Consider the following 23,663-nt stretch of genomic DNA (forward strand, 5'->3'; position numbering starts at 1 on the left):
CTTAATGGCCAGCCAGAAACCTGCCATTCATTTCAGGTCCTTCCGCATGAAAACGGCACGGCCAGCCATGAAATTCTGCTTCAGGGTGGAATGGTCATAATGCCGGATAACGAGACGGCGGATGATCATCTCCACAGCAAAGAAAACGACCGCCGCAAGGCCTGTTCCTCCCTCAAGAGGCCAACGCCATGCCCTCTCATGTGGTGCCCAGAGCCACAACATGAGAGGGGCCAGCAGGGCAAGAGTGAAAAAAATGCTCCATGCCCATGTCACACCCACCGTATAACGCTGCACATCCGCCCGCAGGGGAGTCCCATGCACGGCCCCGGCCAGCCGGGTCACCAATGGGACCTGCCCCCGCCTGAGAGAGCAGACAAACAGCCACAGCATCCCCCACAACATCAACCCGTAAATGGCCAGCTGGTCACACACTCTGGACAGGGCCGGAGCATACCACCCCAGTACCCCTGCAACAGGTACGAACACGAACCAGCCCGGATGCCGTCCGGACAGCAGAGCGGCCAGCTGCATCATCAGGCCAAGACAGACACAGCCTGCGGACCAGCCAGCACTTTCCGGCACCAGACTGACCAGCCCAACACCCCCGAGCAGCAGGACCAGCCGCCATGACCGGGTTGCCCACCTCTTGCTGAAGGATAAACCCGATGCTAAACTGTGATAGACCTTCCCTATCATCAATGGATTAACCTCTTAGTGACGACAGTTTCCGCTTCTCACGATCAGACGCCTCTGGAACGTGAATTGGCTGCCCATTTGACAGAGGCCGTCCAGCTGGACATGGATCCCCTGGACATTGATCCCGAAATGCCCCTCTTTGGTGAAGGGCTGGGGCTGGATTCCATCGATGTGCTGGAAATAGCCCTCATGGTCAACACACAATACGGGATCAAGCTGGAATCACATGATGATGACAACCGCAAGATCTTTCACTCCCTCCGGTCTCTTGCACACCATATCAGCACACACCGTCCGGGCTGATGCCTGCCCTGCCTGATCTGTCCCTCATCACGACGCCGGGCCGCCCCGTCTTCCATACGGCTGCGGGGCCTCTGTGCGGCACGCAGCTTCTGTCCCATGCCTGGGCACTGGCCGAGCGGCTGCCAGAGCGCCCCATCATCAACCTGCACACCAATCTGGTCCAGTTCACGCTCGTCTTTCTGGCCGCCATGATGAAGGGGCAGTATTGCCTGCTCTCCAGCAATCATGCCGTTTCCCAGCTCATGGCCCTGCAACGGGCCCATGGAGCCCTCTGCACGGGGCCGTCCCTGCCTGAATCCCTGGCCAGCCTGACCCTGCCCCCCCTTGCCGAACTGACATCATCCCGTCAGGACAACATCCAGCTGCCTGCGGGGCACGAGGCAGCACATGTCTTTACATCCGGCAGTACCGGGCAGGCCAAAGTCCATAAAAAACGCTGGGGAGAACTGGTTGCCCGCAGCCATGCTGCCCTGCCCCTTCTGGCACCGTCCCGTCCAGACGGGACAACCCTGCTGGGTACCGTACCCCCCTACCACATGTACGGTTTTGAGACACTCATCCTGCAAAGCCTGCATACACCAACCGCCACAGCCAGCGGCCCCTGCTTCTTCCCCGGGGATGTGGAAAAGCTGCTGGACAGCACGCCATCTCCCCACACGCTCATCACCACCCCCATCCATCTGCGCTCTCTCACGACGGCCAGAGCCAGACTGCCTGGGCTGGAACGCATCATCTCGGCATCTGCTCCACTCCCCCGGGAACTGGCTCTGGAGGCTGAAGAACGCTTCCATGCGCCGGTCATGGAAATTTATGGTGCCACCGAGACTGGTTCCATCGCCAGCCGCCGGACTGTCAGCCCCGATCCGTGGCAGCTCTATGACGGGCTGACCCTGACAGCCGACCCGACTGATGACCAGACCCATATCTGCATGGCTCCCCATGCCACGCCACATCCTCTGAATGATGTCATCACCATGCAGGGGGACCGCCATTTCCATCTGGTCGACCGCAAGGGGGACCTGCTCAAGATCGCTGGCAAACGAACCTCCTACGGAGCACTCAACAAGGCCCTGCTCCAGACGGATGGCCTCCTGGACGGCTGCTTTGCTCCCCTGTTCAGCGAGGAAGACCTGAAGGAAGACCAGCCCGAACCGACACGCCTGCAGGCCTTCATCGTTGCGGGAACCGAGGTGACCACCACAGCCATCATGCGGGCCCTCCGCCAGCATGTGGACCCGGTCTTCATGCCACGACGGCTTGTCCGCCTCTCCCGCCTGCCCCGCAACCCTGTCGGCAAACTGACACGGCAGGCACTGGAAGGTCTCATCCGGGACCATGCGGAGAAACGGGCCCATCCACCTTTTTCCATCCCGGCCAGCCATCCGGCCCTGCCCGGCCATTTTCCCGGTAACCCCACCGTACCGGGCATTACCCTGCTGGAACGGATATTCACCCTGCTGGAGCTGGACGTCCGTACGATCAGCACCGTGAAATTTCTCTCCGTCGTCCGGCCGGGCGACCCCATGCAGCTGCTTTCCAGCGCTCTGGGCAATGGACAGATACGCTTCACCCTCCATCACCTTTCCGGCCCCCTGAAAGGAACCGTCATTCTCCGGGGGCAGGCCGGGAGCCAGCCCTGATGCAGCGCAACACATGGCTCCGCCCGGAGAAAGGCAACAGCCTGACCATCCGGCTGCTGATATGGGTTGCCCTGAATCTGGGATACCGGGTCACCGCCCTGCTACGCTGGCCAGCCACACTCTATTATGCAGCTGTCTATTCCTCGGTCCGCCGGGCCTCGTGGCAGTACCTGTCCCACCTGCACCGTGCCGGCGCACTGCGCCGTCCTCACTGGGGCATGGTGCTGCGCCATATCCACGCTTACAGCACCAATACTCTGGACCGCATATACCTGCTCAGTGGCCGCTTCCCACGGGAAAACATCCACATCACCGGGCAGGACATCCTCCATGAAGCCCTGCACCAGAACAGGGGATGCATCATCATGGGGGCGCATATCGGATCATTCGATGCCCTGCGCCAATGCGGCCTGAATGCCTCTGTTCCGTTCCGCATGCTGATGTATCGCCGCTTCATCGGGGCCACATCCCGTTTCATTGAGGCCCTGGCACCGGGCTTCAATGCCGACATCATCGAGCTGGGGCAGCCAGACAGCATGCTGGCAACCCTCAAGGCCCTGCGGAACGGTGAATTCATCGGAATTCTGGCAGACAGGGCCCATGATGGTGGCCGCTCCATACCCATCCGCTTTCTGGGCGAGGAAGCTCCCATTCCCGCAGGTCCATTCCATCTAGCCAGACTGACCGGCGCACCGGTTGTGCTCGTCTCCGCCATAAGGCAAAAAAATGGCACCTACCATATTGCCTGCACAGGTCTGGCTGATACTCTTCTCCCGGAAACAGAGCCAGCCCCCGCACGGGAGGCGCTGCTCTCCCCCATGCAGGCTTATGTCCGCTGGATGGAAGAGCTGTGCCAGCGCCATCCCTACGCATGGTTCAATTTCTTTGATTTCTGGGAAAAAGGCCTCTGACATCATGAAATGCCTGCCCCTCTTCCTCCTTGTGCTGCCCCTCTTCTGGCGGGAGGCACAGGCAGACACTGCGGCCATGTCGCCTCCTGCCGCCAGTGCCATCACCTCGCCCACCGCAGAGGAGGAGGCTCTGGCTGTCAACATCCTGCACCACATTGGTCTGGTCTCGCAGAGGGAAAACCACTTCACGGAGACACGCCAGCTGCACGCTCTCAAAGTGCCACTTCACAGCGAGGGAACACTCCGTTTCATTCCCCCCGATCGGGTGGAAAAACTCACCCTCACCCCTGTGCAGGACAGTTTCATCATGCAGGGGGACACGGCATGGCTCCGCCATGGCCAGACCCCCGCGCGGGCCGTACCACTACACATGAGCCCGGCGCTGCAGGTCATGGCCGCCACAATCCGGGGGCCGTTGCAGGGAGATGTCGCACTGCTCCAGCAGTATTACACGCTCTCCGCCACGGGTGACATGGGACGCTGGACCCTGACAATGACACCCCGCACACACGACACCGGCCAGATCGTCCGGCTCGTCCAGATACAGGGCCGCAACAACTCGCTGGACAGCCTTCATCTTGCCCTGGCCAATGGCGATGTGACCGATACAGCCATCACCTCACCATGAAACGCCGTCTCCCCCTTCTGCTGGCCCTGCTCGGTGCCATCATGGTGGCGGCGGCAACATTCTCTGCCATCCCCCTCCGCATGGGGATGCAGGCCTTCCTGCCCCGCCCCCATGACGCAGCGTCCCAGTTCCTGCTGGATGAGCTGAACCACGGGCCTACCCAGTCCATCATGATCGCCTCCATCAGGGGCAACGATACGGCCAGCCTGCTCCAGACCGGGCACAGATTCCATGAGGCTCTGGCCGCAACGGGGCAGTTCAGCCTCATTCTGGATGGCCCGGCCTCCCTCTCATGGCAGAAGGACCAGCCGCTTTTTTTCGCCCACCGTTATGGACTGGCCCCTCATGACCGGACACGCCTTTTCTCCCCGGACGCCCTGAAAGCCGATACTGCCCGGCTTTATGACCTCCTCCAGTCCATGGCGGCTCCGCTGGTGGAGGATATCGGACTGAAAGACCCAACCGGCGCCTATGCCGACTATCTGGCCAGTCTGGAAAGCAGCACACCCCCCGCCAGCCTGGATGGCCTCTGGCTGACAGCAGACCACCATGCCACGCTCATGCTGCTCCAGCTTCGCCAGCCGACACTCGACCCCGCACAGCTGAAACACCTGCACCAGGCCATCCGGCAGGCTTTCGAGAACAGCAGGCCACCCCATGGCGGGGACTGCCAGCTGCTTCTGACAGGCTCCCCGGCTTTCTCCTTCATCGCCGCCCAGTCCCTCCGCCAGGACATGGACCGCCTCGCCCTTCTCTCCCTTCTCGTTGTGGTCGGCATCCTTTACTGGCGCTTCCGCTCTCTCTGGGTGCTGGCCACACTGGGCGTACCTTTCCTGCTCTCACTGTCCCTCTCCATGCTGGTAGTCCAGCTCTGTTTCGGCTGGGTTCATGGCATTGCAGTCGGCTTCGGCATGACCATGCTGGGTGTGTCGCTGGACTACCCTGTCCTTCTGCTGGGGCACCGGGACAGGGGGGAAGCCATTCCTGTCGTTCTGGGCCGCATTGGCACCAGCCTGAAACTGGCCACCCTCACGGCCATTGTCGGGCTGCTGAGCATGATCTTCTGTGGTCTGCCCGGCCTCATGGAACTTGGCCTTTTCTCCGCCACCGGGATTCTGACCGCCGCCTGCATCACTATCTGGATTCTGCCCCATCTGGTCACACAGGCTGACCTGGCCGCCCATCATCAGGGTATATCCCCCTCGCTGCTGCGCTGGGAGGCACTCCGCCGTTACCGTGTGCTCTGCCTTATGGTAGCACCCCCCGCCATGGCCGTGCTTCTGCTCCATCCCTTCAGGATCGAAAGACAGGGGGAAATCCTCAACCCCATCCCACCAGCCCTGCTGGAAGTGGACCATCAGCTGCACGAGCAGCTCGGCTCCCCCCAACCTGGTCTGATTGCCGTTGTCCACGCCCCGGACAGTGAACACATCCTGCAACAGGAGGAAGAGCTGCTCGGCCACCTGCCCGCCAGCCAGGACATGGACGATGCGGCCCGCCTGCTGCCCAGCAGAGCCCGCCAGCAGCAGCGGCTGGCCACCCTGCCCGCAGCGGACAGCATCCGGGCCAACCTCCAGACAGCCCTTCAGGCCTCCCCCTTCCAGCCCGAGGCTTTTGCCAACCTGCCAGAGGATGTGGAACAGGCCCGCCATCTACCACCTCTCGGGCTGGACGACATCGCCCATACAGCCGTGGGCCACCGCATCGATCTGCTGCTCATGGCCCGGCATGGTCTGTGGTATGGCCTCATCCTGCCCCGCTCACCTGCGGCATCTGCCTCTCTCGAGCGGCTTCACCAGCAAAAGCCTGACCTGCTGCTCGTCAACATGAAAACAGCCGTGGGAGACCTGCTGCGCCCCTATGTCCGAAAAGCGGCTTTCTGGCTGGCCACAGGGATTGCCGTTGCCCTGCTTACGCTGCTCGTCTGCCAACGCAGCCCGGCCCGCACGGGCCGTCTTGCTCTCACCCTTGGCCTGACAGGCCTGAGCGTGCTGGCCCTGCTGCGCCTTCACGGCCCTGTCTTTTCCATCATCCATATCGTGGCACTGGCCTTCGTGCTGGGTGTTGGCATAGATTACGCCCTCTTTTTCGGCCGCCCCCAGCTTGATGCCGCTGAGCGGACCCGGACACTCCGCACCCTGCTGACCTGCAACATGATGACCGTTCTCTCCTTTGCCATTCTGGCAAGCTGTCAAACCCCTCTCCTGCGGGAGCTGGGTCTCACCATTTCTTCTGGAGCCTTGTTCGCCATGATCTTCAGCTTCCTGCTGATGGGCACCATCCCAACCTCCTCCCAGCAGGGAGACCACGCATGACCGCATTGATCATCACGGCCGGAACAGCCATCAGCGCCATGGGGCGGGGCATGGAAGCCACCCGGACCTGCCTGCTGGAACAGCGCCAGACCCTCCAGCCTGACACGTTCCAGTCTCCGGGGCATGGCTATATCGGGCGCGTTGCCGGTGTGGAAGACCATCAGCTGCCAGGAGCCCTGCACCGGTTTGACTGCCGCAACAACAGGCTGGCCGACATGGCCCTGATGACCGATGATTTCATGGAGGCTGTCGCCGATGCCCGGGCCCATTATGGCCGCCATCGCCTTGCCGTTGTCATGGGCACCAGCACATCCGGCATCCTGACAACGGAAAAAGCCTATGCTGCCCGCAAAGACCGGGATGAAGCCCTGCCGCCGGATTTCCCCTATGACGGCACGCAGGACCTCTCCTCCCTGCCACGCTATGTGGCAGCCCGGCTGGATGTCACCGGGCCGATGCTGACAGTCTCCAACGCCTGCGCCTCCTCTACCCGTGCTTTCATTGATGCCGCCCACCTGCTGGCTACCGGTCTCTGCGATGCGGCCATTGTCGGCGGGGCGGACAGCCTCTGCCGCATGACACTCCAGGGCTTTGCCTCTCTCGGGCTGGTCTCGGCCCATCCCACCCGCCCCTGCGATGCCGGGCGCAGCGGTATTTCCATCGGCGAAGCCGCAGGCTTTGCCCTGCTGGAACGGGCCGATGGCCGGCCACGCCCTGCCCGGCCAGCCGGTTACCGTCTCCGCCTTCTGGGATATGGAGCCAGCAGTGATGGCCACCACATGTCCTCACCCGACCCGACAGGCAGCGGCGCCGCTCTCGCCATACAGAAAGCCCTGGCCCGGGCCAGCCTGCCACCAGAGGCCATAGGGTACATCAACATGCATGGCACGGGGACACCGGCCAATGACCAGATGGAAGACAGGGCCATGGCTTCCATCTTCGGCCGGGCCGTTCCCTGTTCCTCCACCAAAGGCTGGTCCGGGCACACATTGGGAGCTTCCGGAATTCTGGAGAGCATGATCTGTGCCATAGCCATACAGGACCAGTATCTACCACATTGCATGAACAGTCAGACGGTTGATCCTCTCTTCCAGAGTGATATTCTCCTTGCACCCCGCCACGGCAAGCTGAACTTCGTCATGAACAATTCTTTTGGTTTTGGTGGCACGAACAGCAGTCTCATCTTCGGACCACTGACATGATCATTTCCATCGCAGGTATCGGATGCTGGGGGGACGGCCTGCATGGTTGGGCGGAAGCGAAACCTGTCCTGCGAGGGGACACCCCCCATGACAGAACCAGCCTGACACTGCCCCCACCCGCCAGTCTGCCCGCCAATGAGCGCCGGAGAGCCAGCCAGGTCATCCGGCTGGCCATGCTCTGTGCCGAGGAAGCCTGCCAGCAGGCTGGGTGCCATGCCGGGGACCTGCCTGCCATCTTTGCCAGCTCCAACGGCGATGGTTTCATCATCAACCGTATTCTGGAGTCTCTCGCCAGCCCGGCAGGAGCTGTCTCACCCTCTCTTTTTCACAACTCCGTCCATAATGCGCCTGCCGGATACTGGATGATAAGCCACAAGAGCCACCAGCCTGCCGTCTCACTGGGGCTGCATGACGAAACCCTGCCCGCCGCCCTGCTGAAAGCGGCTGCCGAAGCCCATGCAGAGGAAAAGCCCGTTCTCTTCTGCCTGTATGATGCGCCCATTCCCGGGTCACTCGGCACGGTCAGGCGGACCAGGGGCTCCTTTGGCTGTGCTCTCATCCTGACACCAGGCCGGGACACGTCACTCCAGCTTGCACTGTCCCTGAAAAATGGCAGGGATGTGCGTGACCCTTTTTCCTCCCTGCCTGAAAGCCTGGCAGACATGGCCCGCCACAATCCTGCGGGCCAGATACTGCCCCTGCTGCAGGCCATTGCCTGCGGGCAGGATCAGTCCATTTCCCTGCCCTACGGGGCCAACCATATGACAATTGCGCTGACCCATGCTCAACCGTGATGCCATCCTCCGCCATATCCCCCACCAGGGAGCCAGCTGCCTGCTGGATGCTGCGAACCATTGGGATGAAACACAGCTTGAGGCCACGACCCACCTCCATAACGACCCGGCCAACCCCTACCGGGTGGCGGGCCAGCTGCCCCCCGTCACCGGCGTGGAAATGGCCATGCAGGCGGCTGCCCTGCATGGCGCGCTGACAGCCCATGAGGCACGGCAGGGGTGGCTGACCAGTATCCGGGATGTCCAGATCCACTGTGACCGGCTGGACAATCCCGACTGGCCACACCTCATCATCACCGTCATCCAGAAGCACCAGGCCCATGGCGGCATGATCTACGATTTCACCCTGCGGACCCCCTCTGCCAGACTGCTGATGGCCGGAACGGGTACCGTCATGCTCCCAACGGAATAAACCACCATGACCCAGTCCCCTCTCCCCTGTGATGTCCTGATCATCGGCGGTGGCCCCGCTGGCAGCACGGCTGCCACCGTTCTGGCCCGACGCGGGCTGGATGTCATCATGCTGGAAAAAGACCAGCATCCCCGCTTCCACATCGGTGAATCCCTGCTGGCCTGCAACCTGCCCATACTGGAGACGCTCGGTGTGCTGGACGATGTCGCAGCCATGGGGGTCTACAAACCCGGAGCCGAATTCGTGACAGATACCGGGGAAGGACGGCTTTCATTCCCCTTCCGTTACGCCATCGACCCGCAGGCAGAGCATGCCTATCAGGTTCGCCGGTCAGAATTTGATGAGCTGCTCTTCCGCAATGCCGCCAAAGCAGGCGCAAAGACCTTTGAAAAAACCCGTGTCACGAAGGTCACCTTCCCGACACCGGATGCTCCCCTCGTGGAAGCAAAAACGGATGGAGAAAATCCCCGTTTCTTCACCCCACGATTCATTCTGGATGCGTCCGGCCGGGATACGCTCATGCTCCGCCAGCATGGAAAGAAATACAGCGACCTCCGCAACAACAAGGCCGCCATTTTCAGCCACTTCCGCAATGTCCCCCGGGCAGAAGGCGAAGGAATGGAGGGCTATATTTCCGTCCATCTCGTCAAGGGTGGGTGGTTCTGGATGATTCCCCTGCCGGATGACATCATGAGTGTCGGCTTCGTGGGGGACCATGACAGCTTTAAAAATCACGGTGGCTCGCTGGATACTCTCTTCTGGAAGACCGTACAGTCCAGCCCCAGCGTACGGGAGCGCATGAGCCAGGCGGAAGCACTGGCACCACTCACCACGACCGGCAACTACTCTTACAAGGGGAACAAGGCCTGGGGAGAGCGCTATTTCATCATCGGTGATGCTTTCGGCTTTCTGGACCCCGTTTTCTCATCAGGAATCATGCTGGCCATGCAGGGCGCACTCCGCGGCGCCGATGTTGCCAGCACCTGGCTGCTTGATCCAGCCCGGGGGCGCAGGGCGGCCCGCAAGGCTGAACGTAAAACAAGACAGGAAATGCGGCTGATCGGCTGGCTCGTCTATCGCATCAACGACCCGCTGCTGCGCTACTTCTTCATGCGGCCAAAGAACAGTCCGCTCCGGATGCGGGATGCCATCATCTCGCTTCTTGCAGGCAACTTCTCGCCCTCATGGCGGATCATGCTCCCCTTCCGGGCCTTCACGGCCATTTTCGCTTTTGCCAAGCGCTTCGGCCGCCAGCAGGGGAAAAACGCCTGATCAGACCGGATCAATCAGTCAACCACTCTGCCGCCACACGCTGCACGTTCTGGCTCAGCCGGTTCAATGCCGAACCATAAAGGCGGGGAACTGACCAGAAAAGCGGCATGGAAGGCCGGTGCGCTGGGGGCAGTTCCACCAGGGCACCGCTTCGCAGATGATGTTCCACAAGCGGCAGAGGATGCATGGCCCAACCAAGACCATGAAGGCAGAGGTCCAGAAACGCTGTGGAAGAACGTATCCAGCAGGCGGGAGCACCCAGCGTGACGCCATACACTGCCTCTGCCCACCGGGCCTGAAACATATCCCGCCGATCGAACCGCAGATAGGGAGCCTTCTGCACGGTTTCGGCCGTCACACCCTGAGAAAAATGCACCCCCATGAAGGACGGGCTGGCGCAGGCCACATAAACCATACGCCCCAGCGAGACCGTTCTGCACCACGGGAGCGGATCGGACGATGCCGTCACAGCAGCCATGACATCCCCGGACCGCAGCCGCTCCGCCGTACAGCTCTCATCATCAATGGAAATATCCAGTGTTATGGCAGGGTCCTGCCGGGCAAAGGCCATCATGGCATGAGAAAACCACGTCGTGATGCTGTCTGCGTTGACAGCAAGTTTCACCGTAGCCGGAAGTGTGGCCCCTCTGTCCTGCCAGGCCAGCCGGGCGGCCAGATCACTCTCCAGCACCCTGACACAGTCGAAATGACGGCAGAGCATTGTCCCGAGTTCTGTCAGCCGACATGGCTGCCCACGAATGACCAGAACACCCCCCAGACGTTCCTCAAACCCGCGGACACGCTGTGAAACGGCAGACGGTGTCAGCCCGAGTACGGCGGCTGCCCTCTCGAAACTACCTTCCCGCACGACAGCACTAACAGCTGTCAGGGCGGCGTAATCGAACATGATGAAGTTTTCCTTCATTCAGTGAAATAAAATAAGCTGTTCTGTATATACCCTGCCTGTCATAGACGGGCCATGCACACGATCATCACCCCCATCATGACCGGTTTCTGCCTTGGCGCCTCTGCCATCATCGCTGTTGGAGCCCAGAATCTTTTCATTCTGCGACAGGGCCTGAAGCGGGAGCATGTCCTGCCTATCATCCTGCTCTGCGCCAGTGTGGATGCGGTCTTCATCACAGCCTCCGTCCACGGCGTTGGAAAAATTGTCGCCGCCATGCCGTTCTTTACGGACATCCTGACCTATGCTGGCGCTGCTTTCCTCATCTGGCAGGGCCTCTCTGCCTTACGCCACATGACAACCAGCAGCTCTGTCACACTGGAAGACCAGCCTCCGCAGAGCCTGCGCAAAGTCATTGCCATGACCTGCGGCTTCACACTGCTGAATCCTCATCTGTATCTGGATACGGTGCTTCTCATGGGGTCTGTCAGCCTCACCCAGCCTGAAGGCAGCCGCTCATGGTTCGGACTTGGTGCCGTACTGGCCAGTTTTGTCTGGTTCCCCCTGTTGGGTTACGGAGCCAGAGTGCTGCGTCCCTTTTTCAGCAATCCACTCTCATGGCGAATTCTGGATGGGGTAACTGCCGCCATCATGCTCACCCTGGCAGGAACCCTGCTCTATCACGCTGGCCTGGCAGGGTAAGCCTGCGCCCCCCCCCTGATACGGCAGACACAAAAAAGGCCGCCCATGATGGACGGCCTTTTTCCTGATCCATTCCTGACGCTTGTCAGAACTGCACTTTGACGGACCCTGTAGCACCACTGTCCATGGCATGCTCGCCATACTGCCCCGTGTAGGACAGGTCGAGATCCACAGAATCCGTGACCCGGGCCGCTACACCCGCCTTGATCACAGCAGCATCACGGGACAGCAGCACGCCATTGACATTCATGCCACTGCCATCACCCATGAAACGTTCCGTCCTGCTGGAACCGAGGCTGCCATAGGCACGGCGGTAAGCCCCCATGGCATGGGCCCGCAGCCACATCTCTCCAATCTGGAAGCTGCGTGCCACACGGAAACCAAAGCTGGTGAAGCCCACGCTACGATCCTTGGACTGACCATACAGGGCAGCCACGCCATGCTCCTGGAAACGGCCTGCGTACTGGTTGACGTAGGATCCCTCGAAGAAAGGTTCAAACTGGAACTTGTCAAAGTCAAACTTGTAGCTCAGCTCCGTAAAGGCACGGGCCGTCCCGTTACGGTAATTGCTGGTCTGCCGGCCACCAAAATCAGCCACCTGCACATGCCGACGCATGTTCATCAGGTTCCAGGTGTAGAAGGCCCCCAGACGCAGATTGAAGCGTCCCCAATGAGACCCGGCATAACTGCCCAGGCTGATGTTGTTGCTGTTACCAGACGAGTTGCTCGTCCCATTGGCATTGAACATGGAATGCCCGTAGGCAATCATGCCACCCACACGCCACCGGTCATCAACTGGTGTATCCACACCCATGACGAATCCGGCTGTCTGATGGTGCAGCAGGCTTGCGTTCCCGCCGCCACCATTATGCCCCAGGCTGCCATAAGCCTGACCCCACATGATGGTGTGGTCGCTGTGGCACTGGGATTCCTTGCGCCGCGTGTAGAAATTGTAATGCCCCTGGGCGGACATTTTTCCATCACCATCACAGCCTGCCTCAACCAGACGGTCCAGCACGGCCTGTTCCAGCAGATAGCTGTCCTGGATCAGGGCAGTCCGGGCAGATGCGTGGATGTCACCAGAGAGATTACCCAGTGCACGACGGGCCTCACCAGCGGAACTGACGCCTGTCATGGCCTGCACCACGCTACTGCCACTGGCCATGCCATCAAGTGCATGGCCAACTTCACGCTCGTTCTGGTTCCCCGCCACGCTGCTAAAGGAGACATTATTACGGGCATAGACCACGTCCACGGCCTGATTCTCGAACGCCAGATAAGGCGACACGAACAGGCCATCTGGCAGATTGCCTGTCAGGGCGTTGTCATGATTGGCACTGACCGTCCCTGTTGCTGTGAGGATACGATAACCATCCCCCGCATAGATACGGTCATTGTCGTTCTTCACAACATTGAGGGTCGCACTGTTCAGCTGGGCATCACCATTCACATGGATCAGGCCACTATTGAGCTGACGGTAGGAGCCTGTCAGCGAACGGCCGGTCGTATCGATCGTACCATTCTGGCGGCTATACCCCTGAACGTTGTTCAGCGTGATGTAGGAGTTGGACGAAACCGGTGTGGAGCTTGCGCCCACGGACAACACAGACTGGTGACCCGCAGTGCCATTCATTGTCAGGGCCGTCCCCTGATGCCCGGCAGCACCGATATTCAGGGTTCCGCTGCTCTGGTTCCAGTTAGCCTCAACGGTACCACCTGCCGCAACTGTCGTGACGGCAGCAGCCCCATTATCTGTTGTGTTACCTGTCAGACGGGCACCATCCTCAACCGTGATCCCGGAAGAAGAAGAATTGTTGCTGTCAGACGCCTGACCATACCCGGAAGCAACGGCCAGCGTCGTGTCCTTGCCCGACACGACCGTCTCACCCTGGTAGCTGTTGTCATGATTGGCCACATACAGCGTACCGCCGCCTGTTGCCGTCAGACCGCCAGTCCCCGTCAACTTGCCTGTCAGATAGGTGCTCTGCTGGTTTGTATCGAATGTCCCATGCCGGACAGCCTCCCCGGAGGGAGTCCCATCGGACAGATAGACATTGGAATCCACATGCAGGTCGCTGCCCTGACGGTTCTGGATGACGCCGTTACCGTACAGGACCACGCCACCATTCTCCTTGGCAGACGTCCCATTCGTCTGGGTGGCATCACTGCTGATACCACTGCTGCCGTTCGTGTCGCCAGCAACCAGAGTACCGGTTGCTGCCCCGGCATTGGACTGATCCTCACCACCAACCCGCAGCTGACCATCGCTCATGATATGAACATTGCCAGCATTGTTGATAGTACCACCAGCAGTCACACCGGCATAATAGCGGGGTGCTGTACCATTGCCCTCACCAATGACCATGCCACCCTGACCAACATTCAGCTGACCACCGGGCTGGGTCACACCACCTTCGGCAGAACCAACAGTCAGAGAGCTGTTAGAGGCCAGGTGCCCGTCCGTGTCCTCGCCACTAACGGCCACGCCATAGGCTGTCACCTCACCACCCTTCTGGATGCTCAGATGACCGGTCCCCTGCTGGCCAACAACGAGGTTCCCCGTGTCGCCGCTACCCGTCAGATCCATTCTGGACTGGACATTGCCACTGGCATTCTGCCCGTCACCGACCGTCACATACCCAACGGACCCAGCCTGATTCCCGAGGGTGACATTGCCATCCGTGGTGACCGTACCGCCATTTCGGACATTCAGCGCCCCCTGGCCCTGGTCACCGACAACCATCTGTACGGCCTGGTCCCCATCCTTCTTGGCTGTCAAGGACGAACCGGAGCCATCAACCGTCACGCTACCCTGGGAGCCAGCACTGCCACCGACAACCACATCGCCACCCACAACGGCCTTGCCGCCCTGCGTGACAGACAGGTTGCCCTCGCCATCAGCCCCAACAAACATGCCACCAGCACCAACGGTCAGACCGCTGCCTGCCCCGGTAACAGACACATCACCCTTGCCGGCGGCCTGGTTGCCGATAGCGACAGTCATGGCACCCACCTGGCCACCATTCTGGACAATCAGACGGTTTTCCTGCCTCGTATCGCTGGCACCGTAGCTCTGATCGCCATTGCCAACAATCAGCTGACCATAAGGCTGCATGACCTTGCCATCACTGTCTGTCTGGCCACGCAGCAGCAGGATGCCATCCTTGTCCACTGTCAGCGTACCAGAATCGTTGGCGGCCAGACCAACTATCGTTGCCCCCCCGGAAGTGATGCCACCAACCTTGCCATCACTGCCTGTCAGGGTCAAAGATCCATTACCACGGACAAACGTACGCCCATTATAGACATTCTGCCCCGTGAACGTCACGTTGTTGGGCTGGGTCTGCTGCGTCTGATTGACAGTCTCGCCCGTATTGACATCAACACCACCGGCCTGGTCGATGGCGGCTGTCTGATCAGCACTCCCACGGATGGAACCCGAGAAGGTCTGATCCGTTCCATCTCCTTTGACACGATAGATATCGCTGCCCGTATTGATGACGCTCCCCTGATCGGACAGGTTCGTCACCTCCTTGACGGACGGCTCCTGACCATTGATCGATACCGGCGTGGCCGCCGAAACCGCGTCCGCAGCCTGGGCAGGCGTAAGGACAGGCCCGAAAGGCGTTACCTCCACACAGAACAAAGCTGCTGTAAAGAAAAGTTTATTCCGCATGACTTTCCCCGCACCCGTACTCCATTGCAATCCTCTCCTCACCAACGATACCAGAAAACAGACTGCCCCCCGGAAGGGCACAGTCCAATGAGAAGAGCGACTATGTTCATCGAAAAGTAATATAAAATTAAAATTAATACAAGTTTTTTGTTAAGCTAATAATAACCACAATGAAACCATATTTTCACTCTATTATGACCGAGCGAGCTCGTGATGCCGACATGACAGAGCCCCTCCGGAATCAGCAGAAATGCTGTCCGGACATGGAGAAGCAGTCTCATCAAAAAAGAGAGGGATCTTATATGGTGAAGGAAATGGGCGCCTGTCTGGGCCGCTCCAGCCCTTCACGCTCGGCCTTCTGGAGAAGATCAGCCAAGGTGATCGCTGAAAGCCGATCCTTGATTCCTTCATTCAGATCAGCCCACAATGGTGCAATCACCAAAGACTGGAGGGGACTGCCATCCCGCTCCTGCAAGGCAGCCACCTGGTCCCGCACACCAACAGCACAGACAATCTCGTGCAGGCTGACCACCCGTGGGGACCGTCCCAGCCGGTATCCCCCTTTTGGCCCACGAACACTGTCCAGAAGCTCCGCCCGTGAAAGAGCCTGGAGCACCGGCTCGATTCCACGCCTCAACAGACCGCTGCGCCTGGCTATGTCCGCGCCACTCACGACCCCGGACCGTCCGGCATAAAAGGCCACATCAAGCATGATGGACAGGGCCGTCAGGATACGATCGTTTTTCAGATACATCATTCACTCTTCAGCCATCAAAGCGTCAGCCTCCTTTTAGCCCATCTCGCGTTATAAGAAAGAAAATTATGCGAATGTTTCGCGATCCTTTACCGTTTCTTCTCCAGTCTTTCCAAAGCGACATGACGAATACCGGGCAGACCTGCTAGTCTTGTTCTTACATTCATCATGGCAGGGAGTACCAACGATGACAGAACCTCGCTCATCAGATTTTCCTTTCCCTCTTTCCACGACCCCGTTCGCAGCCCCCCGTGGGCATGTCTATCCTTCTTTCATGGAAGTCGTGGGCGGCACTCCGCTGGTGGCCGTTCCCCGACTGACAGAAAAGGAAGGGTTGAAAGCCAACCTGCTGCTCAAGCTGGAGTTCTTCAACCCTCTGGCCTCCGTCAAGGACAGGATCGGCGTGGCCATGCTGCGGGAAGCACAGGAAAAGGGACTGATCACACCGGGCAAGTCCGTTCTCGTGGAGCCGACATCCGGCAATACCGGCATCGGCCTCGCTTTTGCGGCAGCCTCCATGGGCTACCGGATAATTGTCACCATGCCGGAAAGCGCCTCGATGGAGCGGCGTAAAATGCTGGCCCTGATGGGAGTGACCCTGGAGCTGACCCCCGCCCCGCAGGGCATGAAAGGGGCCATCAGCAAAGCACAGGAGATCCTTGAAAAAACCGAAAATGCCTGGATGCCCAGCCAGTTCACGAATCCAGCCAATCCGAAGGTTCATGCCGAGACAACCGCTGAAGAAATCTGGACAGACACGGCCGGTGCCGTAGATGCCGTCGTGGCAGGTCTGGGTACTGGGGGAACGGCGTCCGGCATTGCCCATGCTCTCAAGCCACGCAAGGAAGGGCTGAAAGTGTTTGGTCTTGAGCCCTCCGAAAGTGCCGTCCTCAATGGTGACGATCCTGGCCCGCATGGCATCCAGGGGCTTGGCCCGGGCTTCAAGCCCGATACGCTGGACATCCGTGCGCTGGACAAGGTCATCCCCGTCACCGAGCATGATGCCCTGACGACAGCCCGCCTCTGCGCCCGCACGGAAGGTCTGCCCATTGGCATTTCCGCTGGGGCAGCCCTGTTTGCCGCCATGGAGCTCGCCAAAAAAGACGAATGGGCTGGCAAGACCATCGTAGCCATCGTGCCTGACTTTGCCGAGCGTTACCTTTCAACGGCTCTGTTCTCCGGCCTTTGAGAGACCTGATCCCGCCTGCCAGACCGTAGGCTACTCTCCGGCTGGCAGACATGCAGCGATGAAAAAAGCCCCCGTTCCCGGCATGGGAACGGAGGCTTTTTTAAAGACTCGCGGGCCTGCTTCGGCCCTGCGCCTTACTCGGCGGTATAACCACCGTCGATCACCAGCTCGGTTGCCGTGACGAACTTGGATTCGTCAGAGGCCAAGTACAGAACACCGTAGGCCACGTCTTCCGGCGTGCCCAGATGACCGACCGGATGGATGTCCACCAGATGCTGATAGGCGGCCTTGTCGGTACGGGTCAGCTCATCAACCAGCGGTGTCTGGATGTAACCCGGGCAGACGCTGTTGATGCGGATCTTGTACCCGCTGCGGGCACAATGCAGGGCAGCAGACTTGGTGAGCATCTTCACGCCGCCCTTGGAGGACCCATAGGCAGCCAGATTCGGGATACCAACCAGTGCAGAGCTGGAACACATGTTGACGATGGAACCGCCCTCACCGCCATTCAGCTCCCGCATGATCTCGACGGCATATTTGGTGCCGAGGAACACACCATCCAGATTGATGGACTGCACACGGCGCCAATCCTCCAGAGACGTGCTCTCGATGGTCCCGTCATAGGCGATGCCAGCGTTGTTGACGACAATGTCCAGACGGCCATCATGCTCCTTGATGGCAGCCATCGTCTTCTTCCACTCGTCTTCCTTGGCCACGTTCAGGGGCAGGAAGCAGGCCTTGCCGCCAGCCTTGCGGATTTCTTCCACAACCTCTTCACCACCCTTCGGGTTGAGGTCAGCCACGATGACCTTGGCACCTTCCTTGGCCAGAACCTTGGCAATCCCCTTGCCAATGCCGCTGCCGGCGCCTGTCACGAGTGCAATCTTTCCAGCAATCCGTCCCATCTGTCATCTCCTCAGATAAAGGTGTCTGTTGTCACGCTACTCTCTTTGCATGAAAGGTCTTTGATTTATATCAAATTAACTACTGCCCTCTGCCACTCCATTACTGTTTCCCGTCATCGAATCCATCATGCTCCGCAGTCTTCAGCGCTTTTTCATTCAGCATCCATTAATGCATATCATCCATGCCCTTACGGCACTCCCACATGGCCCGATGGGGAGCCGGTCCCCCATCGCATGCCACAATAACCGGGCCATCAATTAATACGAAATAATATAGTTGTTTATAGAGAACTGGAAAAAAACACGCTACCAGGCCTTTCACCCAGCAGGATCACTTCACAAAAATATATATAAAACAGTGTGTTATGAAAAAATTTACTCAAAATGACATTTTTCACTTTCAAATAAGATGAAATACCCCATTATGACATTCGGATATGTTGTTTTATAAAATGACTATCATAATTCGTTTTATGGAGTTCCTACCATGGCTTCCACCGCTGCTGCTTTCGCTCCGCTACACCATGCCCCGGTCACCCTGAAGGCCATCCCCCTCAGCCCGGCCATCGGCGCCATCGTAGAAGATGTGGATATTTCACAACCCCTGTCTCCGTCGCAGAAGAACGACATCCACGAGCTGCTTCTGCGCCATCAGGTCCTCTTCTTCCGTAAACAGACCATCACACCCAAACAGCAGCGGGACTTTGCCCGCAACTTTGGCAAGCTGCATCTCCACCCCATATTCCCGACCGTCCCCGACGTGCCGGAAGCCATCGTGCTGGATACCGCCAAGAACGACCTGCGGGACAATGCCCTGTGGCATACGGATGTCACCTTCCAGCAGGAACCGCCAAAAGCTGCCGTGCTGACCAGCCGCCTCCTCCCGGAAACAGGCGGGGGAGATACGATCTGGGCCAGTGGTACCGCTGCCTATGATGCCCTTTCCGACGGCATAAAACAGCGCATTGACACGCTGACAGCCCAGCACGACTTTCTCCGCTCCTTTCCTGTCTCCCGTTATGGCCGCACGGATGAAGAGCGGAAAAAATGGGCTGAAACACGCAACAATTTCCCACCCGTGACCCATCCTGTCGTCCGCATCCACCCGGAAACGGGAGCAAAGGGGCTGTTTGTCAGTGAAGGCTTCACGACCGAAATCAACGATGTGGACCCCGAAGAAAGCGCTGCCCTGTTGGCTTATCTGACCCGTCATGCCACAAAACCTGAGTTCTCCGTCCGCTGGCGGTGGGAAGAGGGTGACGTTGCCTTCTGGGACAACCGCATCACGCAGCATTATGCCGTGAATGACTATCTCCCCGCCCGGCGGATCATGAACCGCATCACCATCATCGGGGACCGCCCCTATGGCCCCGGTCAGAAAGGATAACGTACCCGATGAGCCAGCCTCCTGCGTCACCGTCATCCTCGTCCGGTGCCCCTGCCGCAAGCCGTTTCAAAGGGCTGCATGTCGCCATGATCTCCATTGGCGGCATCATCGGGGCGGGGCTGTTCGTCGGAACGTCCGCCACCATCGCCGCAGCCGGTCCTGCTGTCCTGCTGTCCTATCTGGCAGCGGGAATCGTCGTCTGGCTGGTGATGCGTCTGCTGGGAGGGCTGGCCATCAACGCACGGGGGCAAGGGTCCTTCATCACCCACATCGCCACCCATAACGGCCCCAGGGCAGCCTTCATTACAGGCTGGAGCTATGCCTTCCTCTGGGCCGTGACGGCCGGAGCACAGGCCGTTGCCGGTGGCATGATCATCGGACGGCTGGCAGGCGTTGCCCCCCTCTGGGGAGCGCTTGTCCTTGTTGCCATTGCCTGGACGATAAACCGTCTCTCCCTGCGCCATTACGGGCAGGCGGAAACAGGTCTCTCCATTTTCAAACTGCTCTTTCTAGGCGGTTTCATCGCCCTCGGCCTGGGCTGGCTGGCTCTCTCCGGTCATCCCTTCGCCATAGCGCTCGACAACATCACCGCACATGGAGGCATCTTCCCCAAAGGAAGCTGGGCTGTCATCGGGGCTGTCCCCATGATCGTGCAGACCTTCACCGGCTGCGAGATTGCCATCATCGCCGCAACGGACAGTGACCGCCCCCTGCGGGCCATCGCCCATACCATGCGGCGCCTCCCTTTGCAGGTCCTGTTCTTCTATGCCGGGTCGGTACTGGTCATCATCTCCCTGTTGCCGTGGAATGGTGTGCATGTAGGGCAGTCCCCCTTCCTGAGCGTGCTGGAATATCTCCGTGTTCCGCTGGCCCATTACGCCGCCATTGCCGTAACACTGGTCGCTGTCCTCTCCTGCCTCAATTCAGCTGTCTATGTCGTGTCCCGCACCTTGCGGGAACTGGCCGATCTGCGCCTCGCCCCGCAGAAACTGACAGAAGAAACAGACCGGCAGGTCCCCATCTGGTCCCTGCGCCTGACCACCCTGCTGGAGCTGGCTGTCATCGCTGCTGCCATCGGCTCGCCGGAAACACTCTATCCCGTTCTTCTCGGCTCATCAGGCGGGCTGATCCTGTTCATCTATTTCATGATCGCCATCGCCTACTGGCTCTGGGCCCGGCAGTCACAGACAGCCACGGCCCTGCCGCTGGCCAAGGGACTGGCCGTGCTCATCCCAGTTCTTGGAGCCATCCTGCTCATTCTGCCCTCCGCACGCGGGGATGCCCTGCTGTCACTCGCCGTCATTCTGCTTCTGACGCTGACCAGCCTGACTTTCATCACCCGGCGATGTCTGAACAGGGCCTGATACCTCTCTCATAAAACCGGGGTGCCCCAAAGATGGGGCACGACTCCGGCACCTGCCCTTTCACCGTCTCAACGGATCCGTCATGCCATCATATCGCCATCTGTTCTGGATGGGCCTCACCGGCCTGTCCGCACCCTTTGTCGTGCCTGCTTCACTCCAGGCCGCCGGTCTCCATAACAGCCCGGAAACTGACCGTCACACCCATCATCTCACGTCTCGCCATGCAGACGGCAAGACGGGTCGTCTCCGATCATCAGCCCCTCATCCGGGGGGCGCTGCCACAGCTGGGGCCAGCACGAAACGCCATGCCCGCAAGGCGGTTCATGGCGGGTATGAGACCCTGTCCGTCCGCACCCGTCACATCGTGCAGGGCACGCAGCTCGTGCTGGGACACAAGCAGCTGGAACAGCAGGTACCCGGCACCAACCCCCTCCGCACGCTGGCCCAGATGCCGGGCGTGCAGTTCCAGTCCGACGACCCGCAGGGTGTGGACACCTACTCGACCCAGATTTACATGCATGGCTTCATCCAGAACGAGATCGGCATGACGCTGGATGGCCTGCCCCTCGGGGAGCCGACCTTCCGCAACTATAACGGGCTGAACCCGCTACAGGCCATTTCCTCGGAGAATGTGGAACGGCTGGAGGTCACCCAGAGTGCCGGGGCGGAAAGCACGGCCAGCACCAACAATCTGGGGGGCAGCATCAATTACGTCTCCAGCAACCCCAAGAACAGAACGGGAGGGCTGGTTGCCCAAACCTTCGGCAGCAATGCGCTGTTCCATTCCTTCTTCCGGTTCGACTCCGGCAGGCTGAATGAAAGCGGCACGAAGTTCTACGTCTCCTACATGCGCAATCAGGGCGACAAATGGAAGGGCGGCGGAGACCAGTTCATGCAGCAGGTCAATGCCAAGCTGGTCCAGCCCATCGGGGAACGGAGCCAGGTTTCCGCCTTCTTCAACTGGGATGCCCTCCAGATGGTGAACTATCAGGATTACGCTCCCAGCTGGCTGGACCAGGCTGGGTCCCGGCTGGACAATTTCTACGGGCGGCCCGGCGCATGGGCCAGAGCCTACCGGGCCGCACGGGGGCAGTACCCTGCCGCCTATGACCGGCTGTCAGACCCCAAGGATGTTTCCTACTACGACAGTACGGCCAGCTCGTCCGACCTGTTCGGAGGCATCAAGGCTGACCTTGCCCTGACCGACCGCCTGACATGGAAAAGCAGCCTCTATGGCCACAGCGAGACCGGCCACGGCACCTATGCCAGCCCCTATGCGTACCAGAACGGTGTCGATACCGTTCAGCTCAATGGTGGCCCCATTTTCGAGCAGGTCCGCCATCCTTCCATCGAACGGTTCGGCGGGCTGACTTCCTTCGATTACCGCCTGAAGCGGCATGATCTCTCCGTGGGGTTCTGGTACGAGAACAACCGGTATGATTCCTACGCCTATGCCTACCAGCAGCCCGACAGCCCCAACGGCACACCCCTGAATCCATTCAAAAGCTTCAGGAACGTTCCCGGCCGGACCCTCTGGGGGCAGCGTTACAACACCAACAGCTTCACGGCCTACGTGCAGGACACCTATCACCCCATCAGGTCCGTTGCGCTGCATTTTGGCTTCAAGTCCATTCTCAATACGACCCGTGTGGGCCATGCCACCAACTGGGAACCCCGCTTCCCGGCTCTGGCCAGCGGAGAAAGCCTGACGACCGCCAAGGCCTTCCTGCCCCATATCAGCGGGGACTGGCACTTCCTCCACCATCATGAGCTCTTCTTCGACATTTCCGAGAATGCCCATGCCTACAGCCAGTCCGGCTACAACTCCAGCAACTCACCTTTTGCGGTGTCCCAGCTTGCCTACAACGCCACGAAGAACAGCCTGAAGCCGGAAACGGCCTGGACCTTCGCCGGAGGCTACCGCTACACCGACCATCTCATCCAGAGCAGCCTGTACCTGTACCGCACCAACTTCCATAACCGCCTCCAGCAGATTCTGGGCAGTGCGGGGGCTGGATCCATCCTCACCAACAACACCTCCACCGTGCAGAATGTGGGGGGCGTGACCATGAATGGCGTGGATGGGGCCATCACCATCACGCCGCTGCCCGGCCTCGCCCTGCTCAACAGCATCAGCTACGACAAGGCAACGTACGACCAGAACATACGCAGCGGCGGAACGCTCTATGCCACGAAAGGTCGGCAGGTGGTGGCGTATCCCCGCTTCATGTACAAGGCCCGCCTCTCCTATGAGTGGCGGCATCTGCAGGCCTATGTCGATACCCAGTATTATGGGAAACGCAGCTATGACTATGTGGGCGACTACAAGCTGCCAACCTACTGGCTGGCCAATTTCGGCCTGATCTACACGCTGGACATGACCCATCTCGGAATGCGCAACCCCACGGCCGTGCGGAATCTGGTCTTCGCCTTCAACATCTACAATCTGGCCAACACCAGATACGCCTCCACCGTGGGCCAGAACGGCTTCACGATGGATAACCAGGGCGGAGCGGCCTACAACAACCAGTCCATCCTTCTTGGCGCACCCCGCCAGTTCTTCGGCTCCGTCAAGGCGGAGTTCTGAGACACCCCACCTGCAAGAACGG

19 protein-coding genes are annotated in these 23,663 nt (G+C 59.7%); 14 read left to right on the top strand and 5 right to left on the bottom strand.

What is annotated here, in order from left to right; genetic code table 11:
- Window positions 1–27 precede the first annotated feature (27 nt).
- Window positions 28–699: a hypothetical protein gene (locus tag CPA54_RS08550; RefSeq protein ID WP_249086115.1), complete on the bottom strand. Its 672-nt coding sequence runs from the start codon at window positions 697–699 to the stop codon at window positions 28–30.
- Window positions 700–714: 15 nt separating this feature from the next.
- Here CPA54_RS08550 and CPA54_RS08555 point away from each other — a divergent pair, with 15 nt between their 5' ends.
- The 9 genes from CPA54_RS08555 to CPA54_RS08595 are packed head-to-tail and all read left to right on the top strand — an operon-like array spanning window position 715 to window position 10,173.
- A complete protein-coding gene (locus CPA54_RS08555) occupies window positions 715–999 on the top strand; it encodes a phosphopantetheine-binding protein (protein ID WP_043561817.1) in 285 nt (94 codons plus the stop codon).
- Window positions 999–2,639 (top strand): AMP-binding protein, encoded by a 1,641-nt coding sequence (locus CPA54_RS08560; protein ID WP_249086117.1) that lies wholly within the window; start codon window positions 999–1,001, stop codon window positions 2,637–2,639. Before CPA54_RS08555 ends, CPA54_RS08560 begins: the two co-directional genes overlap by 1 nt.
- Window positions 2,639–3,550: a hypothetical protein gene (locus CPA54_RS08565; protein WP_081562526.1), complete on the top strand. Its 912-nt coding sequence runs from the start codon at window positions 2,639–2,641 to the stop codon at window positions 3,548–3,550. Before CPA54_RS08560 ends, CPA54_RS08565 begins: the two co-directional genes overlap by 1 nt.
- A gap of 4 nt (window positions 3,551–3,554) precedes the next feature.
- A complete protein-coding gene (locus CPA54_RS08570) occupies window positions 3,555–4,178 on the top strand; it encodes a LolA-related protein (protein WP_249086119.1) in 624 nt (207 codons plus the stop codon).
- The gene (locus tag CPA54_RS08575; RefSeq protein ID WP_249086121.1) at window positions 4,175–6,493 is read left to right on the top strand and encodes an MMPL family transporter; all 2,319 of its coding nucleotides are present in this window, start codon (window positions 4,175–4,177) and stop codon (window positions 6,491–6,493) included. The genes CPA54_RS08570 and CPA54_RS08575 overlap by 4 nt, the downstream gene beginning before the upstream one ends.
- The gene (locus tag CPA54_RS08580) at window positions 6,490–7,695 is read left to right on the top strand and encodes a beta-ketoacyl-[acyl-carrier-protein] synthase family protein (protein ID WP_103765731.1); all 1,206 of its coding nucleotides are present in this window, start codon (window positions 6,490–6,492) and stop codon (window positions 7,693–7,695) included. Before CPA54_RS08575 ends, CPA54_RS08580 begins: the two co-directional genes overlap by 4 nt.
- A complete protein-coding gene (locus CPA54_RS08585) occupies window positions 7,692–8,489 on the top strand; it encodes a beta-ketoacyl synthase chain length factor (protein ID WP_248630797.1) in 798 nt (265 codons plus the stop codon). Before CPA54_RS08580 ends, CPA54_RS08585 begins: the two co-directional genes overlap by 4 nt.
- On the top strand, window positions 8,476–8,901 hold the full coding sequence (locus CPA54_RS08590) for a hypothetical protein (protein WP_043561832.1): 426 nt from the start codon (window positions 8,476–8,478) through the stop codon (window positions 8,899–8,901). Before CPA54_RS08585 ends, CPA54_RS08590 begins: the two co-directional genes overlap by 14 nt.
- A gap of 6 nt (window positions 8,902–8,907) precedes the next feature.
- On the top strand, window positions 8,908–10,173 hold the full coding sequence (locus CPA54_RS08595; RefSeq protein ID WP_249086123.1) for an NAD(P)/FAD-dependent oxidoreductase: 1,266 nt from the start codon (window positions 8,908–8,910) through the stop codon (window positions 10,171–10,173).
- 10 nt (window positions 10,174–10,183) lie between these two features.
- On the opposite strand, the gene CPA54_RS08600 is transcribed toward CPA54_RS08595, so the two are convergent.
- Window positions 10,184–11,080 (bottom strand): LysR family transcriptional regulator ArgP, encoded by an 897-nt coding sequence (locus tag CPA54_RS08600; protein ID WP_154980887.1) that lies wholly within the window; start codon window positions 11,078–11,080, stop codon window positions 10,184–10,186.
- A 72-nt stretch (window positions 11,081–11,152) separates the two neighbouring features.
- On the opposite strand from CPA54_RS08600, the gene CPA54_RS08605 reads away from it, so the two are divergent.
- Complete coding sequence (locus CPA54_RS08605) at window positions 11,153–11,779, top strand: LysE/ArgO family amino acid transporter (protein WP_103765730.1); 627 nt, start codon at window positions 11,153–11,155, stop codon at window positions 11,777–11,779.
- 85 nt (window positions 11,780–11,864) lie between these two features.
- Here the strand turns inward: CPA54_RS08605 and CPA54_RS08610 are convergent, their stop codons facing one another.
- Together CPA54_RS08610 and CPA54_RS08615 are read right to left on the bottom strand one after the other, a co-directional pair.
- A complete protein-coding gene (locus CPA54_RS08610; RefSeq protein WP_249086125.1) occupies window positions 11,865–15,455 on the bottom strand; it encodes an autotransporter outer membrane beta-barrel domain-containing protein in 3,591 nt (1,196 codons plus the stop codon).
- A 298-nt stretch (window positions 15,456–15,753) separates the two neighbouring features.
- Entirely contained in the window at window positions 15,754–16,209 is a 456-nt protein-coding gene (locus tag CPA54_RS08615) for an Rrf2 family transcriptional regulator (RefSeq protein ID WP_043561842.1), read from the bottom strand.
- A gap of 187 nt (window positions 16,210–16,396) precedes the next feature.
- On the opposite strand from CPA54_RS08615, the gene cysK reads away from it, so the two are divergent.
- On the top strand, window positions 16,397–17,398 hold the full coding sequence (cysK, locus tag CPA54_RS08620) for a cysteine synthase A (protein WP_283163768.1): 1,002 nt from the start codon (window positions 16,397–16,399) through the stop codon (window positions 17,396–17,398).
- Between the two features lie 134 nt (window positions 17,399–17,532).
- Here the strand turns inward: cysK and CPA54_RS08625 are convergent, their stop codons facing one another.
- Complete coding sequence (locus tag CPA54_RS08625; protein WP_043561847.1) at window positions 17,533–18,303, bottom strand: SDR family NAD(P)-dependent oxidoreductase; 771 nt, start codon at window positions 18,301–18,303, stop codon at window positions 17,533–17,535.
- A gap of 487 nt (window positions 18,304–18,790) precedes the next feature.
- Here CPA54_RS08625 and tauD point away from each other — a divergent pair, with 487 nt between their 5' ends.
- The 3 genes from tauD to CPA54_RS08640 all read left to right on the top strand — a co-directional run bounded on the left by tauD (window position 18,791) and on the right by CPA54_RS08640 (window position 23,641).
- Window positions 18,791–19,690 (top strand): taurine dioxygenase, encoded by a 900-nt coding sequence (tauD, locus tag CPA54_RS08630; protein WP_081562534.1) that lies wholly within the window; start codon window positions 18,791–18,793, stop codon window positions 19,688–19,690.
- Window positions 19,691–19,698: 8 nt separating this feature from the next.
- The gene (locus tag CPA54_RS08635; RefSeq protein WP_249086126.1) at window positions 19,699–21,054 is read left to right on the top strand and encodes an amino acid permease; all 1,356 of its coding nucleotides are present in this window, start codon (window positions 19,699–19,701) and stop codon (window positions 21,052–21,054) included.
- Window positions 21,055–21,136: 82 nt separating this feature from the next.
- Window positions 21,137–23,641 carry a TonB-dependent receptor gene (locus CPA54_RS08640; RefSeq protein ID WP_249086128.1) on the top strand — a complete coding sequence of 835 codons (2,505 nt, stop codon included), beginning with the start codon at window positions 21,137–21,139 and terminating at the stop codon, window positions 23,639–23,641.
- Window positions 23,642–23,663: the final 22 nt, after the last annotated feature.

This window comes from Parasaccharibacter sp. TMW2.1890 (assembly GCF_023337645.1).
Lineage (GTDB): Bacteria > Pseudomonadota > Alphaproteobacteria > Acetobacterales > Acetobacteraceae > Bombella > Bombella apis.